15 protein-coding genes are annotated in these 15,466 nt (G+C 63.7%); 8 read left to right on the top strand and 7 right to left on the bottom strand.

Annotated elements, in window-relative coordinates; translation table 11 throughout:
- The first annotated feature begins 24 nt into the window (after positions 1-24).
- The 3 genes from folP to folK are packed head-to-tail and all read left to right on the top strand — an operon-like array spanning position 25 to position 1,732.
- On the top strand, positions 25-873 hold the full coding sequence (folP, locus tag FJ954_RS25875; protein WP_140664267.1) for a dihydropteroate synthase: 849 nt from the start codon (positions 25-27) through the stop codon (positions 871-873).
- A gap of 3 nt (positions 874-876) precedes the next feature.
- Positions 877-1,236, top strand: coding sequence for a dihydroneopterin aldolase (gene folB / locus FJ954_RS25870; RefSeq protein ID WP_023773903.1), 360 nt, complete (start codon positions 877-879; stop codon positions 1,234-1,236).
- Positions 1,220-1,732: a 2-amino-4-hydroxy-6-hydroxymethyldihydropteridine diphosphokinase gene (folK, locus tag FJ954_RS25865; protein ID WP_140664264.1), complete on the top strand. Its 513-nt coding sequence runs from the start codon at positions 1,220-1,222 to the stop codon at positions 1,730-1,732. Before folB ends, folK begins: the two co-directional genes overlap by 17 nt.
- An 8-nt stretch (positions 1,733-1,740) precedes the next feature.
- Here folK and FJ954_RS25860 read toward each other — a convergent pair whose 3' ends face one another.
- Both FJ954_RS25860 and FJ954_RS25855 read right to left on the bottom strand, forming a co-directional pair.
- Positions 1,741-2,286 (bottom strand): DUF924 family protein, encoded by a 546-nt coding sequence (locus FJ954_RS25860; RefSeq protein ID WP_140664262.1) that lies wholly within the window; start codon positions 2,284-2,286, stop codon positions 1,741-1,743.
- An 11-nt stretch (positions 2,287-2,297) separates the two neighbouring features.
- Complete coding sequence (locus FJ954_RS25855) at positions 2,298-4,133, bottom strand: monovalent cation:proton antiporter-2 (CPA2) family protein (RefSeq protein ID WP_015317680.1); 1,836 nt, start codon at positions 4,131-4,133, stop codon at positions 2,298-2,300.
- 159 nt (positions 4,134-4,292) lie between these two features.
- On the opposite strand from FJ954_RS25855, the gene FJ954_RS25850 reads away from it, so the two are divergent.
- The 3 genes from FJ954_RS25850 to FJ954_RS25840 all read left to right on the top strand — a co-directional run bounded on the left by FJ954_RS25850 (position 4,293) and on the right by FJ954_RS25840 (position 6,988).
- Positions 4,293-5,282: an AraC family transcriptional regulator gene (locus FJ954_RS25850; protein WP_140664259.1), complete on the top strand. Its 990-nt coding sequence runs from the start codon at positions 4,293-4,295 to the stop codon at positions 5,280-5,282.
- 58 nt (positions 5,283-5,340) lie between these two features.
- On the top strand, positions 5,341-6,549 hold the full coding sequence (locus tag FJ954_RS25845) for an MFS transporter (RefSeq protein ID WP_140664256.1): 1,209 nt from the start codon (positions 5,341-5,343) through the stop codon (positions 6,547-6,549).
- Positions 6,550-6,721: 172 nt separating this feature from the next.
- A complete protein-coding gene (locus FJ954_RS25840; RefSeq protein WP_140664253.1) occupies positions 6,722-6,988 on the top strand; it encodes a hypothetical protein in 267 nt (88 codons plus the stop codon).
- Positions 6,989-7,119: 131 nt separating this feature from the next.
- On the opposite strand, the gene FJ954_RS25835 is transcribed toward FJ954_RS25840, so the two are convergent.
- The 4 genes from FJ954_RS25835 to FJ954_RS25820 form a co-directional block, all read right to left on the bottom strand.
- Positions 7,120-7,671, bottom strand: a complete 552-nt coding sequence (locus tag FJ954_RS25835; RefSeq protein ID WP_015317684.1) for a hypothetical protein — start codon at positions 7,669-7,671, stop codon at positions 7,120-7,122.
- A gap of 123 nt (positions 7,672-7,794) precedes the next feature.
- The gene (locus tag FJ954_RS25830; protein ID WP_140664251.1) at positions 7,795-8,880 is read right to left on the bottom strand and encodes a TIGR01620 family protein; all 1,086 of its coding nucleotides are present in this window, start codon (positions 8,878-8,880) and stop codon (positions 7,795-7,797) included.
- On the bottom strand, positions 8,877-10,355 hold the full coding sequence (locus tag FJ954_RS25825; protein ID WP_140664248.1) for a YcjX family protein: 1,479 nt from the start codon (positions 10,353-10,355) through the stop codon (positions 8,877-8,879). Before FJ954_RS25825 ends, FJ954_RS25830 begins: the two co-directional genes overlap by 4 nt.
- 76 nt (positions 10,356-10,431) lie before the next feature.
- Complete coding sequence (locus tag FJ954_RS25820) at positions 10,432-10,935, bottom strand: histidine phosphatase family protein (RefSeq protein WP_140616288.1); 504 nt, start codon at positions 10,933-10,935, stop codon at positions 10,432-10,434.
- Positions 10,936-11,210: 275 nt separating this feature from the next.
- Here FJ954_RS25820 and dksA point away from each other — a divergent pair, with 275 nt between their 5' ends.
- A complete protein-coding gene (gene dksA / locus FJ954_RS25815; protein ID WP_015317688.1) occupies positions 11,211-11,627 on the top strand; it encodes an RNA polymerase-binding protein DksA in 417 nt (138 codons plus the stop codon).
- 148 nt (positions 11,628-11,775) lie between these two features.
- Here the strand turns inward: dksA and FJ954_RS25810 are convergent, their stop codons facing one another.
- Entirely contained in the window at positions 11,776-12,528 is a 753-nt protein-coding gene (locus tag FJ954_RS25810) for a flagellar biosynthetic protein FliO (RefSeq protein WP_015317689.1), read from the bottom strand.
- Positions 12,529-12,856: 328 nt separating this feature from the next.
- Here FJ954_RS25810 and FJ954_RS25805 point away from each other — a divergent pair, with 328 nt between their 5' ends.
- The gene (locus tag FJ954_RS25805; RefSeq protein WP_140664322.1) at positions 12,857-15,433 is read left to right on the top strand and encodes an ATP-binding protein; all 2,577 of its coding nucleotides are present in this window, start codon (positions 12,857-12,859) and stop codon (positions 15,431-15,433) included.
- Positions 15,434-15,466: the final 33 nt, after the last annotated feature.

Raw genomic sequence — 15,466 nt, 5'->3', positions numbered from 1 at the left:
TGATGAGCCCATGGTTGAAGCGCTATGACGGCGGGGCGATGGCAATTGGCGCATGGACGCCATCTCGAGCTTGGCGGCAAGGCCGTGGTCGTCGGCATCCTCAATGTCACACCCGACAGCTTCTCCGATGGCGGCTTGTTTGATGCTCCTGAACCCGCGCTCGTCCAGGCGCGCCGCATGATCGGGGAAGGAGCTGCCGTCATCGATGTCGGCGGAGAATCGACTCGCCCGGGCGCCGCCGCGATATCGGCCAGCGAGGAGCAGGCCCGTATCCTGCCCGTGATCGAGGCGTTGGCGCAGGTCGGCGACGTGCTGATTTCGGTCGACACCTATCGTGCCGACACCGCCCGGCTCGCCGTCAAGGCCGGTGCGCATATCGTCAACGATGTCTGGGGTCTGCAGCGTGAGCCCGACATTGCGCGGGTGGCGGCCGAAACCGGCGCCGGGCTTGTCATCATGCATACTGGACGGGATCGCGACAAGCTGCCCGATGTGATCGCCGACCAGCTGGCGTTCCTGGGAAAATCGCTTGAGATCGGGCGCGGGCAAGGTGTCGCCGACGGCCATATCGTGCTCGATCCCGGCTTCGGCTTCGCCAAGGAGACGGCGGAGGAAAACCTCGATCTGATGGCACGGTTTGCCGAGCTTGGCGCGCTCGGCTTCCCGCTGATGGCCGGTACCTCGCGAAAGCGTTTCATCGGCACCGTCACCGGCCGTGACGCCGCCGACCGGGCGGCCGGCACGGCGGCGACCAGCGTCATTCTCCGGCTCAAGGGCGCGCATCTGTTTCGCGTCCATGATGTCGCAATCAACGTGGACGCGCTGGCGGTGGCGGATGCTATGCTGGCGCGGGAAACCGGATCGGAACGCTGAGCCATGTATGTCATCCGCATGAAGAATTGCGCCTTCTTTGCCCGGCATGGCGTGCTGGACGAGGAAGAAGCGCTGGGGCAGCGCTTCTATGTCGATGCCTCGCTCACCGTCGAGCCGGGACGCGCGCTCGTCGATGACGCCATCGGGGAAACGGTGAATTACGGCGTCGCCTTCACCGTCATCGAGGAGATCATCACCGGACACCGGCGCTTCCTGATCGAGGCGCTGGCCCTGGAAGTCGCGAAGGCTCTCACCGGGCGCTTTCCCCAGATTCGGAAAGCCGAGGTCACCGTTCGCAAGCCCAATGCGCCGGTGCCTGGCGTGCTCGATTACGTCGAGGTGACCGTTGTCTGGCCCGAATAACACCGTCTATCTGAGCCTCGGCGGCAATCTGGGCGATCCGGCGGCGTCGATGGGAGCCGCGTTGCGCCTGCTCGACGCCGATCCCGATACTGACATGGCCGCCGTCTCCTCGCTCTACCGGACGCCGCCCTGGGGCAAGCTCGACCAGCCGGATTTCCTCAACGCGGCCGCCGAATTATCGACGCGGCTGTCGCCGCGGGCATTGCTCGACCTCTGCCTCGATGCCGAGCGAAAGCTCAAACGCGTGCGTGAGGAGAGGTGGGGGCCGCGCCTCATCGACATCGACATCCTGGTGTTCGGCGACCGCATCATCCATGAAACGGGCCTGGAAGTGCCGCACCCGCGCATGCTGGAGCGCGCCTTCGTGCTGGCGCCGCTGGCCGAAATCGCGCCGGATCTTGCCATAGGCGGCAAACGCGTGGCCGATCGCCTGAGCGCGGTCGATGCGGCCGGCATCGAGCGGCTGCCATCAGGCCGCGACTGGTGGCGGCGCTAAATCGAGGATCAGCCGGAGAAACCACCGTCATCGAGGAATGCTTTTTCCTCAGCCGTGGTCTCGCGGCCAAGCATCCGGTTGCGGTGCGGAAAGCGGCCGAAGCGCTGGATGATGTCGCGGTGCTCCAGCGCGTATTTCAGATTGAACTCGGCCCTGGCGGTATGAAGTTCGACCGACCGCTCCTGGTCCGCAAGGTTTTCCGAATGTTCGAACGGCAAATAGAGGAACACACGCACTTCCGGTTCCAATGCCAGATCGTGGCCGGCATCGACCGCTTTTTGCGCAAAATGCTTTGCCAGTGGGTCGGTCGCAAACATGTGGCCGGTGCCGCGAAAGCAATTGCGCGGGAACTGGTCGAGCAGGATCATCAGCGCCAGCGAGCCCTCGGCATGGCTTGACCAGACATCGCATTCACGGCGCGCTGCGGCGTAGTGGAGATCGAGGAAGCGGTCGCGGAAATCGGCATCGAAAGCGTCGTTCTTCTCGAACCAAGCATCCTCGCCGGCGTCGCGCCAGAACTTGGTGATCGACAGGGCTCTTCTGTCCAATTCCATGCCTAACTCCCTCAATCCGCCGATTCGGATTTATGCAGGACGCCGGCCGTTTCCTCGTTGAGCGCCTGGCCAGGACGGCGGGGCGTGGAGAGTGGGGTCGGGATCGGCGTACCGATATTGCCTTTCAGGAAACGCTGTCCCGAGCGGATGCCTTCGGCGAGCTGGGTCTCGAACCGGGCCGTGTCGCGGCGCCTGACGTCCTCGATCGTTTCGGCGACGTCCTCGGGATCGACGCCCAGCGCCTCGAGGGTCGAGCCACCAAAGACGAGCGCCGATTCGAAGGTTTCGCGCAGCTGATAATCGACGCCGGCGCGGATGAGCTGCAGCGCCGTGCCGCGGTCGAACGCACGGGCCAGCACCGTAAGCAAGGGGAACTCAGCCTTGACGAGTTCGGCGATGCGGATGGCGGCGTCGGGCTTGTCGACACAAATGAGCACGGCCCGCGCCCGGCCGGCCCCGGCCGCGTGCAGGATGTCCAGCCGCGTGCCGTCGCCATAATAGACCTTGAAGCCGAAATCGGCGGCCGCCTGGATCATCTCGACATCGTTGTCGATGATCGAGACGTCGATGCCGCGCAAGAGCAGGGGTTGGCTGGCGATCTGGCCGAAGCGGCCAAAGCCGATGATCAGCACGCTGCCGGACAGGCCGTCGGCGACTTCGACGCCGTCCAGCGACTGCTCGTCCCGTGGCGTGAAATAGCGCAAGGCGATGATCGCCAGCGGCGTCAGCACCATGGAGATGATGACTATCGCGGTCAGCGTTGCGTTTGCCTGGCCGTCGATGATGCCGACGGCGGCGGCCGCGGAATAGAGCACAAAGGCGAATTCACCGCCTTGCGCCATGAAGACCGCGCGCTCCAATGCCTCGCGGTGGCCTGATTTCAGGATGCGGGCGACAATGTAGATGCCGAAAGCCTTCATCACCATGTAGGCCACGACGTAGACGGCGATCAGCTTCCAGTTCGCGGCCACCACATGCAGATCGAGCGACATGCCGACCGCCAGGAAGAACAGGCCGAGCAGGATGCCGCGGAACGGCTCGATGTCGGCTTCAAGCTGATGGCGGAAGGTCGATTCCGAGAGCAGCACGCCGGCCAGGAACGCGCCCATCGCCATTGACAGGCCGCTGAGCTGCATGGCAAGCGCCGATCCGAGCACGACCAGCAGAGCCGCGGCCGTCATCACTTCGCGCGCACGGGCATCCGCCAGGATGCGGAAGAAGGGGTTGAGGAGGTAGCGTCCCGCTACCACCAGGCCGATGATCGCGGCGAGGCCGATGCCGACCTCGGTCAGCCGCTCCGACAGGCTGGTACCGGCACCGCCCGGCGCCAGGAAGGCGATCAAGGCGAGCAGCGGCACGATAGCCAGGTCCTCCAGCAGCAGGATGGAGACGATGCGCTGGCCCTTGGGCGCGGCGATTTCGCCGCGCTCCTCCAGAAGCTGCATGACGATGGCCGTCGAGGTCAGCACGAAACCGGCGCCGGCGACGAAGGATTGCGCGATCGGAAACCCTCCGGCCATGCCGACACCAGTCAAGAGCACCGCGCAGACGCCGACTTGAAGCGCGCCCAGCCCAAAGATCTCGCGGCGCAGGCCCCAAAGCCGCGACGGCTGCATTTCCAGGCCGATGATGAACAGGAACATGACCACGCCGAGTTCGGCGACATGGAGGATGGCTCCCGATTCGGAAAAGACGCCGAGGCCGAACGGACCGATCACCACGCCGGCGGCCAGGTAACCGAGAATCGAACCGAGACCCATGCGCTTGAAGATCGGGACGGCCACCACGCCCGCCGCCAGCAATGCCACCACCTGAATGAGATCGCTGCCCGCTGCCTCTGCCGCCATGATCCGTCCCTTTGTCGTATAGCACTCCTTGCATGCAGTGGGAGCGGGAGGCAAGGGCGGGAAGCCTGCCAGGAAAGGTAGGGTGCTGTCGGTGCGAATCCCCCGGTGGAACAACGGTCTCCGCTTGTCTGCGGGACGTTCGGCATCTATATCAGCTGCATGCTTGACCGTTCGTCCCAGCCGTCTTCGCCGCCTCATATTCCGATGGATGCGCTCAGCGAGGTCCTGCAAGATTTTCGCCTGAGTGGCGTCAACTATGGCCGCTGCGAGCTCCGACATCCATGGAGCATAGAATTTCCGCGACAATCGCTGCTTCGTTTTCACTTTGTCGGCCAGGGTCCGTGCTGGATTCACACCGAAGCGCAGGGCTGGCAAGAGTTGCGCGATGGCGATCTGGTGCTGCTGCCGCAGGGCATCGCCCATCGGCTGGCGAGTGCGCCGGACGTGGTGGGCGACTCGCTCGAGGGCTGCCAGGTGATCAAGTTAGGGGGCAATGTCTGCGAAGTGGTGCGGGAAGGAACGGGCGCGACAAGCACCCTTTTCTGCGGCTCCATGGCCTTGGACTCCTGTGCGCTCAATCCATTGATCACGTTGATGCCGCCTGTCATCAAGGGTTGCGACGTGGCCGGCAATGACCCGGTCGTTGGTCCTTTGCTGGCGGCCATGACGACGGAGGCCGCGCAACCGCAGATGGGCAGCGCCACCATCTTGTCGCGTATGGCGGATTTGCTGACAGCCCGGCTCATCCGCTGTTGGGTCAATTGCAACGGAGCCTCGACCACAGGTTGGCTCGCAGCCATCCGCGATCCCCATATCGGCCGCGCCCTGGCAGCCATGCATCGAGACCCCGGCCACGACTGGACGCTGGGAAGCCTTGCAAGCGTGGCAGGCCAATCGCGATCGATTTTCGCCGCGCGTTTCAGCGCTGTATTGGGCGAGGGTGCCGCGCGCTATCTCGCCCGCCTGCGCATGCAGCTTGCCCGCGAGTTGTTGGGGCAGAGCGGCTTGTCGGTTGCCGAGGTCGCTACCCGTTTGGGCTATGATTCCGAGGCATCCTTCGCTCGCGCGTTCAAGCGCATCACCAATGTCTCGCCGGGAATTGTGCGTCGCACAAATCCCGGACGAATAGACATGAATTTCGGATTTTAAGATACATATCATCCGACAGAACTCGTCTATCAAGATCTCCAAACTTGGAGATCTTTCCGTGACAGACACAACATTACAGCTTGAAGACACCTCGATTGGCCTTGATGCCGACACGCCGGCCGCGTGGAGTGCAGCCACCTGGTTTGCGGTCATTTCACTGGCGGCCACCAGCTTTGCCCTGGTGTCGGCCGAATTCCTGCCGGCAGGCCTGCTGACGCCAATGGCGCGCGATCTCGGTATCAGTGAGGGAACGGCCGGACAGGTCGTCACCGCCACCGCTTCCGTCGGCGCCGTGACGGCCATGTTGAGCAATGTTCTCATCGGCCGATTGAACCGCAAGACGGTGCTGGTCGGTCTCATGGCTTTGGCGGTGGCTTCCAATATCCTTGCGGCGCTGGCACCCAATTTCTGGCTGTTGTTGTTGGGCCGGGCCGGGCTGGGGATCGCTCTCAGTGCTTTCTGGGCACTTTCGGTTGCCGTCGTGGCGAGGCTGGTCGGCGCCAATGCGACAGGCCGGGGCATGGCTATCGTTACCCTCGGCGTCTCGCTCGCCACCATTGCCGCGCCGTCCTTGGGGGCGTTGATCAGCGACTGGCTGGGATGGCGCAGCGCCATGGCCATGACAGCGGGGCTGGCCGTATTGGCCATGTTGGCGCAGTTGCTCAGCCTGCCGACCTTGCCGGCGACAACAAGCAACAGTCTTGCAGACGTGTTTCGGCTTACACGGCGGCGCGGCATTCAAATCGGCATGCTGGCCATTGTCTTGCTGATGACGGGGCATTTTGCTGGTTCTGTCTATGTGCGCCCCTTCCTCGAACACGTCACGCTGCTTGCAACCGGTCCAATCGCCCTGGCTCTGCTTGGGTTTGGCATCGCCGCTGTGATCGGCAACATTGCCGGCGGCCGCATGGCCGATGCCAATATTCACATGGCTCTCGTGGCCACTGCGGCGTTAATGGCGGTTGCGGCGCTGGCCTTGGTGCTTTGGGGCGTGCACATTGGCGTTGCCTTCGGATTCGTCACGCTTTGGGGCTTCGCCTTCGGCATGGGGCCGGTGGTGCTGCCAACCAATCTCTCGCGTGCGGCACCTGACGCGCTGGAAGCAGCGGGCAGCCTGATGGTCGTCTCTTTCCAGGTTGCCATCACGATCGGCGCGGTTGTCGGTGGCTATGTCGTGGACACCTATGGTGCCACGGCGCCGTTGACCGTTACGGCCATCCTTGCTGCATCGACAGCTGTGCTCGCTCTGCTGCAGCCTCGCGGCTGAACTTTGCTCCAGCTGACATCGAACTCGAACCGCCGCAATGTTGGAGGCTCTTTACACAAGTTTACGCCATGGGCTCGTTGCTTGTTGCCGCAATCGAAGGCTAAGCACGCTCGGCTTCGGCCGTTGGGGGTGAGCGGCGATCAAGTCGCACCCTTTTGAGGAGATGACTGACATGAAGAAGTTTTTGCTCGTTGCCGCCGGGCTGGCGGTGCTTGCCGGCTCGGCCTGTTCGAAGGCGCCGGAATGCACGACCGAGATCGCGACCAAGGAGGCGCAGGACATGGCCGCCGCGCTGCAGGAGGCGATCACCAAGGATCCGTCCAAGGCGGCTGACCTGACCGCCAAGGTTCAGGCGGTGACGACCAAGTATCAGGGTTCCACGACCCTGGCCGATGCCTGCAAGGCGTATGACGAGCTGACCAAGGCGATCAAGGGCTGACGCCTGGTTCGTCCGTTTCCAAGGAGGCGGTGGCGATGGGCCGCCGCCTCTTTGTTTTGTGGGGTTCGAAAATCCCAGGAAAAGTGTTTTTCCGTCCGGAATAGCGTAAAGAAATAGAGGCGAGGGTACGCTCAGTTCGGCGCGATGGAACCGACTTCGACGGCATCGACGCGCTTCAGGCTCATGCCGATGACGGGCACCAACTGGTCCTGAACGCGCACGGCAACCGTTACGGTCATGGAATTGTCGTCGGGAATGCGGGCCTGCATCACACCGCGCAATTGGTTGCGGTTGATGGTGAAGACCACCTTGTGGGCGTCGACGACGTTGCCGCCGATGATGTCGAGGCCGGCGCCGGCAGCGCCACCCATGAAGGAACCCTTGTAGTCGCGGCCCTTGCGCTCGATCTTGGCCGACATGGGCTGGGTGAACATGCCGACCCGGCAACCGCCGTCCAGTGTCATGCCCATCTTGCCGTCCGGCGTGGAGCCGGTGAAGCTGCAGTTGAATTTCGTGCCCTTGTATTTGCCGGCGACGATTTCGCCCGGGCCAACCCATTTGCCTTCGGCCGACTGGAAAAACTGCTTGTCCGGTTCCGTGGCAGAGGCCGCCGAGGCAATGCCGACGACAGCTGTGATCACCGCCGCCAGGGGCAGGACGCTGGACAGAATTACGCTTTTCATCGACGACACCCGGCAACAACGAGGCTGTTTGAAACCGGTTCGACCATGAAGAAGATTGGTTAATGCTTCGTCACTGCGGGCCCTCGAAACAGCTGTCCGATCATCGTCCCGAAGAGCTGGACGCTATTTGCCGGAGCCGGCTGTTTCGGCGTCTTTCTTGGCTGCGAACGAAGTCAATGCTGCGAGGAAATCCCCCAGTCCCGGGCGCCTGGCCGCGCTGAAGGGCAGGGGGCGCGCCGTCTCCATCGCGGCGATGCCGATGCGCGCCGTCATCATGCCGTTGACGACGCCTTCGCCCAGCTTTGCCGAGAGGCGGGCCGCCAGGCCGTGGCCGACGATCTGCTGGACGAAACTGTCGCCGATGGCGATCGAACCGGTGACCGCCAGATGCGCCAGTACGCTGCGCGCCAGGCGGAAAAAACCCAGCGTTCCGGGCCGTCCGCCATAGAGTTCCGACAGCCGGCGGATGAGGCGCCCGGCCTCGAACACGACATAAGCGACATCGACCAGCGCGCGCGGGCTCACGGCCGTCACCAGCGAGACCCGCTTGGCGGCCTCGAGAATCATCACCTTGGCCCTGACATCAAGGGGGCCGAGGATTTCCGCCTCCGCCAGGCGCACCAGATTGGCGCCGTCGATAATCTCGCCGCGCAATTCAGCCAGCGCGCGCCGGCCGGCAGCGGTCTCGGGTTTGGCCGCGACAAAGGCCGACAACTCGTCGACCACCGCGCGTGCCGCCTTCGGATCGTCGCGCGCGATGGCATCGAGCGCGCGCTTCTGCAGCTTTTCGACCTCGGCGAGGCGGGCGATGGCCAGGAACTCGCGAATCAGGATTACCAGCAGCGCCAGCAGCGCAATCGCCGCCATCCCGGCGGCCAGCCAGCCCAGCCATTCGGCGCGGGCAAAGAGATCGCGTATCAACTGGTCGGTCCACAGGCCGACAGCCAGCGAAACCAGCACGCCGAAGGCGCCGAAGAAGATGCTGCCGAGAACCGAGCGCCTTCTGGGGGCGACCGATGGCGGCGGCTCGGCGGCAATAACGTCCGGTTCGTCGAAAACGTCGACCTCCGCCGGGATGACCAGCGCCACATCGGCCTTCATGGAGCGCGGTCTGCGCGACGGTTCGGTCTGGCGTGCTTGTGGCGCGTCTTGTTTCGGCGCGGCTTCCGGCTCGATGCGGAATGCCGCCGGTTTGCGGGGCGCGGTCATGCCAGATAGTCTCCGATCAGGAACTGCAAGGCGCGGTCTAGCCTGATATGGGGCAGCGACAGCGTGACACCTTCGGCCGTGCGTTCGAGTTTCGGCGGACGGAACCGGACGAAGCGGATTGCCGGGTCCGTGGAGTCCTGTCTGTGATCCGGCCCCGAAAGGTCGAAAACAGCATCAATGTTCTCCGGCAAATCACCAGGAAATATAGCTGTTTCCGTCTTTCCGTCGAATGTTTCACCATCGATCTTCTCGCCGGCGATCGGCGTGCCGATGATAACAGGCAATGTCTCGCGGCCCTGTTTGACGGTGCCTTCGCGGGTGGCGCGCACCGCCGCCATGGCGACGACGTCGACATCGGCGCCGGTGAAATTCGCCCGCGCCACGGCGCGGTCGGCAAGGCGCCGCACGATCGCCTGCAACCGGTCATGGCTTTCGTGGTGCAGATGATCGGCCTTGGTCGCCGCGACCAGGATGCGGTCGATACGCCGGGAGAAAAGGTCGGTTATGAAGCTGCCCCGGCCGGGGCGAAAACAGCTGAGGATCTCGGTGACGGCGCGCTCCAGGTCGGCCATGGCACCAGGCCCGGCGTTCAGCGCCTGCATGGCGTCGATGAGCACGATCTGGCGGTCCAGGCGCGTGATGTGCTCGCGGAAGAATGGTTTGACGACATGCGTCTTGTAGGCCTCGTAGCGCCGTTCCATCATGGCGTGCAACGAGCCGTTGCGCGCGCGCCTGTCGCCCAGGCCGGCCAGCGGCGCGAAAGTCAGCGCGGGCGAGCCTTCGAGATCGCCGGGCATCAGGAAACGGCCGGGCGGCAAGGTCGAAAGCGCCCGTTCGTCGAGCTTGCATGCCTTGAGATAGGCGGCGAAGCTTTCAGCCAGCCGGCGCGCCGTCATTTCCTCGGCGTCGGCATTCGGGTCGATTTCCGCCGAGATCGCTCGCCAGGCCAGCGAAAGATCCTCGCGCACCGGCAGCGTGGCCATTTCGAGGGCTTCGCGCGAAAAATCAGCGAAGGATTTGCCGAGCAGCGGCAGGTCGAGCAGCCATTCGCCGGGGTAGTCAACGATGTCGACCGACAGCTTGCCCGACGAGAACATGCGGTTCCAGCCGGAAGCCGATTCATATTCGATCGTCAGCCGCAGTTCCGAAATGGCGCGGGTCGAGTCCGGCCAGACGCGATCGTTGACCAAAGCGGCGATGTGGTCCTCGTATTGAAAACGCGGCACGGCGTCGTCGGGCTGCTGTTCGAGGAAGGCGCGCGCGATACGCCCCGATTTCTGCGCCTCGAACAGCGGCAGACGTCCACCGTGGATCAGATTGTGGACGAAGGCCGAGATGAAGACGGTCTTGCCGGCGCGGGAGAGACCCGTGACACCCAGACGCAGCGATGGAGAAAAAAGTCCGGTGGCACGTCCCGACAATGTGTCGAGGGCAATTCTTGCCTCGTCGGTGAAGGTGGTCAGCGATGATGCCAAAATATGATCTCTCGGGCTTGCGTCCGCCCGATATAGGCGCTGGAACCCGGCTTTGAAATGGCGCTGGAAATCGGCATCAGGGATCGGCCGGTGTCAGGAACGCTTCGAGATAGCCCGCTCCCTGGGTCGCTTTCGCCAGATCGCCGGGGAAACGGACGACCGCAAGGCCCGAGGTTGGAAAGCCGTGATTGAGCATTGCCCGCTCCGCCTCGCCGCCATCGCCCGAAACCGCCATGGCGAGATCCTCCGTCATCGGGTTGTGCCCTATGACCAGCAATGAACCGGGCCCGCCATGATCCCGGACGAGGCGGAGATAGCAGGCCGCGTCCTCGCTGTAGAGCGCATCGAAAAACAGCACCTTGCCTGTGTCGGTCTGGCCGGCCAGACCCTCGAGCGTTTCCCTGGCGCGTTTGGCGTTGGAGCACAGCGTCAGGTCCGGCACATAGGAGCGGGAACGCATCGCGGTCCCCATTTTTTCGGCATCGGCGCGGCCGGATGCGTCCAACGGACGATCGAAATCACGCATGCCCGGCAAGGCCCAACCGGCCTTGGCGTGTCGCAACAGATAAAGCCTGCTCACCCAACCTCCAACGGTGCCCGAGAGCTGAAGTCCTGCCGCGATTAGCCACGAGAAAAGCCGCACGCACAATGGTACGCGTGCTTCAGCGCGGCGAATTACTTGCAGGGCGATGGGCGAGGATAGTCGTACTTTCGCCATCAAAAGAGATTTATGCCGCTCCGGAGAAGGCTGGAGACGCACTTTAACAATTGCGTGAGTCGGTGGCTGATTGCGCTTGTGCAGGCGTCTGGTGGCGAATATATAGGCGCCAAATTTGGGGCTGTTGGGTGAGTCGAATGAACGACATCGTTACCGCCGATTACGTACCCTCCGAAGACGAGCCGTTCATGAACGAACGGCAGAAATCGTACTTCCGCCAGAAGCTCGTCACCTGGAAAAATGACATCTTGCGCGAGGCGCGCGAAACCCTGGAAATCCTGCAGCAGGAAAACGCCAACCATCCCGACCTCGCCGACCGCGCCTCTTCGGAAACTGACCGCGCCATCGAGCTCAGGGCCCGCGACCGTCAGCGGAAACTCATCTCAAAGATCGATTCGGCGCTGCAGCGCATCGATGAAGGCACTTACGGCTATTGCGAAGAAACCGGTGAGCCGATCGCCTTGAAGCGGCTCGACGCGCGCCCGATCGCCACCTTGTCGATCGAAGCGCAAGAACGGCATGAGCGCCGTGAAAAAGTCTATCGCGACGACTGATAGACCGCCTTTGCATTGATTTCCAAATGGCCGGTTATCCGGCCATTTTTGTTCGATGCGTGCCACCTTCAATAGATTTGAACACGCTTGAACGCCGGCCAGCCTAGTCACTGGCAGGCGACAGTTCATCTCTTGACCTAGGCGCAGTTCATCTCTTTTGGCTTGAAAGTTCGCCCAACAGCCTGGTCATTTCATCGTCGAGCGAGGGCGGCGCCTTGGCTGCCGGTTTGCCCACCGGGCCGCCGGAGCGGGGCTGGTCGAGCGAAACCTCGAGTTCTTTCATCAGCGTGTCGTCGATGCTGTCCTGCGTCGGCGGTGGCGGCGTGTGCCTGGCGGCATTGACGTTGGCGGAGCCATAGGCAGGCAGCGGCGTGACATTGGTCGATTGATAGGTTTGCGCCGCTGGTTTCGGTGCGGGCGCCGGAGCCGGTGGTGGCGCCGCCGGACGCTGGCGGGCAGGCTGTGCCATGGCCACCGGCTGCGGAGCGGGTGCTTGTCTCGGAGGCACGGGAGCGGGCTGCGGCGACCGAGGCTTCGCAGCCGGGGCGGCGGCCGCCGGGACAGGCTGCAGGCCGCCATCTCCAGTCAACGCCGGACGGCGCGGCGCGGCGAGGCGGATGTCGCGTTCGACAACGACGTCGGTCGGGCCGCCGATCAGAAGCAGATGTTCGATGTCGTCGCGTCGCACCAGCACCAGTCGGCGATGGCTGTCGACGGCGGTTGCGTCCATGACGGCGAGCCGCGTCTTGCGGTTGCGGCCGCCGGCGACAAACGTGCCGAAGGTCAGGTTGCGCACGAGCCTGACGATGACGAGAACGATGACCAGCAGGATCAGCGCCGCGAAGGTCCACAGGAGTGCCGCCGCATAACCGGGACCCGCCACGCTATCCAGCCACTGCATTGGTTTCCCCCGAACGGTTTGGAAAGTGACGCGACACTAGACCGTTGCGACTGGCTACCGCAAGTTGCCTTTCACGCATCGTGAACAGCTTGAAACACAGGGAAGGCCAGCCGACAGCATTTTTATCCGACATTTGCCGCCCGGGCCTTTTCCAGACCAGGAGAATGTGATTCAACCGGCTAAAGCGCGTCGCGCTGAAACGGATTCATGCGGCGCGTTTCAGGTCCGTGTTTTTCATGCATGTCGTTTTCCCAAAACCGAAGTCATTTTTGGGCGACATGCATTGGGGGCGGGTGTCGGAACATCGGATTTCATGAGCAGGGGGCATATGGCCAAGGAAGCGCGCGGCGATTTCTATCCGGCACCGATCGTCGACCAGAATACGCGACCGGGCGCGGTCACCCGGCTTATCATCTTCATCGTCGTCCTGACGGGCGCCGCAATCGTCTTCGGCCTTTTCCGCGAGCGCCTCGGCGATCCGTTCCTGCTCGGCATGCTCGGCGTACTGGCGATGATCGGTGTCGGCTTCCTGTTCGCGACCGCGATCGGCTTCGTGCAGATCACACCGCGCTCCACGGGCGACGAACTGTCCAAGGCCTTCGTCGATTCGATGTCGCAGGGCCTGCTGGTCACGGACACCAAGGGTCGCGTCGTCTACGCCAACCGCGCCTATGCCGATATGACCGGCGCCTCATCGGCCGCTGACCTGAAGACGGTCGAAGGATTGCTCTCCGATGTCCCCGAAGCCTCGGTGACCATTTACCGGCTGGCGTCCGGCTTGCGTGACGGGCAGCCGGGCGACGGCGAGTTCCGGCTCGCGCAATCGATCCGGCCCGGCGCCGAACCGGGCGCGCGCTGGTACCGGGCACGCGCCCGCGCGTTCAGCGTCCCGGGCCAGCGGCTGCCGATGCTGGCCTGGCAGCTCGCCGACATTTCGCAAGAGCGGGCCGAGCAGGAGCGTTTCTTCCTCGATCTGCAGAAGGCAATCGACCACCTCGACCACGCGCCGGCCGGCTTCTTTTCGGCCGACCAGGACGGCCGCGTCACCTACATCAACGCCACGCTCGCCGGATGGCTGGGCATCGATCTCGCCAGCTTCACCCCCGGTGCCGTCGCCTTGCCCGATATTGTTGCCGGCGACGGCATGGCGCTGGTGCGCTCCGTCAAGGCGGACCCCGGGACGACGCGCAATGCGGTCATCGATCTCGACTTGACGACGATGACCGGCGAGGCGCTGCCGGTGCGCTTCATGCATCGCGTTTCGGCCAGCCGTGAGGGCGTCGGCGGGCCAACCCGCACCATCGTGCTCAACCGCACACAGGGCGAGGATGCCTCGGCCGACCTGCGCGCCTCGGAAGTGCGCTTCACCCGCTTCTTCAATTCGACGCCGATGGCGATTGCCGGTGTCGATGCCAGCGGGCGCATCCTGCGCACCAACGCACCGTTCCTGTCGCTGTTTTCCTCGGTCGTCGACCGCGATGCCGTGGATCGCCGCGTGCGGCTCGACACGGTGATCCATGACCGCGACCGGCCGGCCTTTGCCGCGGCTTTCGAGAAAGCCCGACAGCGGCAGGCCGACATTGATCCGATTGAGACCGTGCTGCCCGGCAATGATGAGCGGCATATCCGTTTCTACGTCAACGCCGTGGCCGATGGCACCGGCGGCGAAGGAGCCGAGGAAGCGGCCATCGTCTACGCCGTCGAGACGACCGAGCAGAAGGCGCTCGAAGGGCAGATGGCGCAAAGCCAGAAGATGCAGGCCGTCGGCCAGCTCGCCGGTGGCATCGCGCACGACTTCAACAATGTGCTGACCGCCATCATCATGGCGTCCGACCTGCTTTTGACCAATCACCGGCCGTCGGATCCGTCCTTCCCCGACATCATGAACATCAAGCAGAACGCCAATCGCGCGGCCTCCCTGGTCAGGCAGTTGCTGGCCTTCTCGCGCAAGCAGACGCTGCGGCCGGAAGTGCTGAACCTCACCGACGTGCTCGCCGATCTCAGGATGCTGCTTGCCCGGCTGGTCGGCAACGACATCAAGCTCAAGGTCGACCACGGCCGCGACCTGTGGCCGGTCAAGGTCGATATCGGGCAGTTCGAGCAAGTGGTGGTCAACCTGGCGGTCAACGCGCGCGACGCGATGCCGGCGGGCGGCGATCTCACCGTGCGCACCCGCAACGTGACCGCCGAGGAATGCAAGACCTTTCCCTATCGCGAACTCGCGGCCGCCGACTATGTGGTGGTCGAAGTCGAGGATACGGGTTCAGGCATCGCGCCCGACGTGCTGAAGAAGATCTTCGAGCCGTTCTTCACCACCAAGGAGGTCGGCAAGGGCACGGGCCTTGGCCTGTCCATGGTCTACGGCATCATCAAGCAGACCGGCGGTTTCATTTTCTGCGATTCCGAAGTCGGCAAGGGGTCCACCTTCCGCATCTTCCTGCCGCGTCACATCGTGGAAGCGAAAACGGCAGCCGAAGCCGGTGAAGCGCCGGCGGCAGCGGCAGTCAAACCGGTCGATAGCACCAAGGATCTGTCCGGGTCGGCGACGGTCCTGCTGGTCGAGGATGAGGATGCCGTGCGCATGGGCGGCATGCGGGCACTGACTTCGCGCGGCTATACCGTTCACGAGGCGTCCTCGGGCGTCGAGGCGCTGGAAGTGTTCGAAGCGCTGGGCGGCAAGGTCGACATCGTCGTTTCCGACGTGGTGATGCCGGAAATGGACGGGCCGACCCTGCTCGGAGAGTTGCGCAAACGCCAGCCGGACATCAAGTTCGTTTTCGTCTCCGGCTATGCCGAGGACGCTTTCGCCAGGAACCTGCCGGCGGAGGCGCATTTCGGCTTCCTGCCAAAGCCGTTCTCGCTCAAGCAACTGGCCACGATCGTCAAGGATGTCCTTGAATCCTAGGTGCTTCCAATGCCGCGCTCTTGCACAACGCCG

Origin of the sequence: Mesorhizobium sp. B2-3-15 (genome assembly GCF_006442875.1) — a bacterium.
GTDB classification, from domain to species: domain Bacteria; phylum Pseudomonadota; class Alphaproteobacteria; order Rhizobiales; family Rhizobiaceae; genus Mesorhizobium; species Mesorhizobium australicum.
The sequence above is the reverse complement of the archived record's forward strand: the minus strand, read 5'-3'. Positions and strand labels throughout refer to the sequence as shown.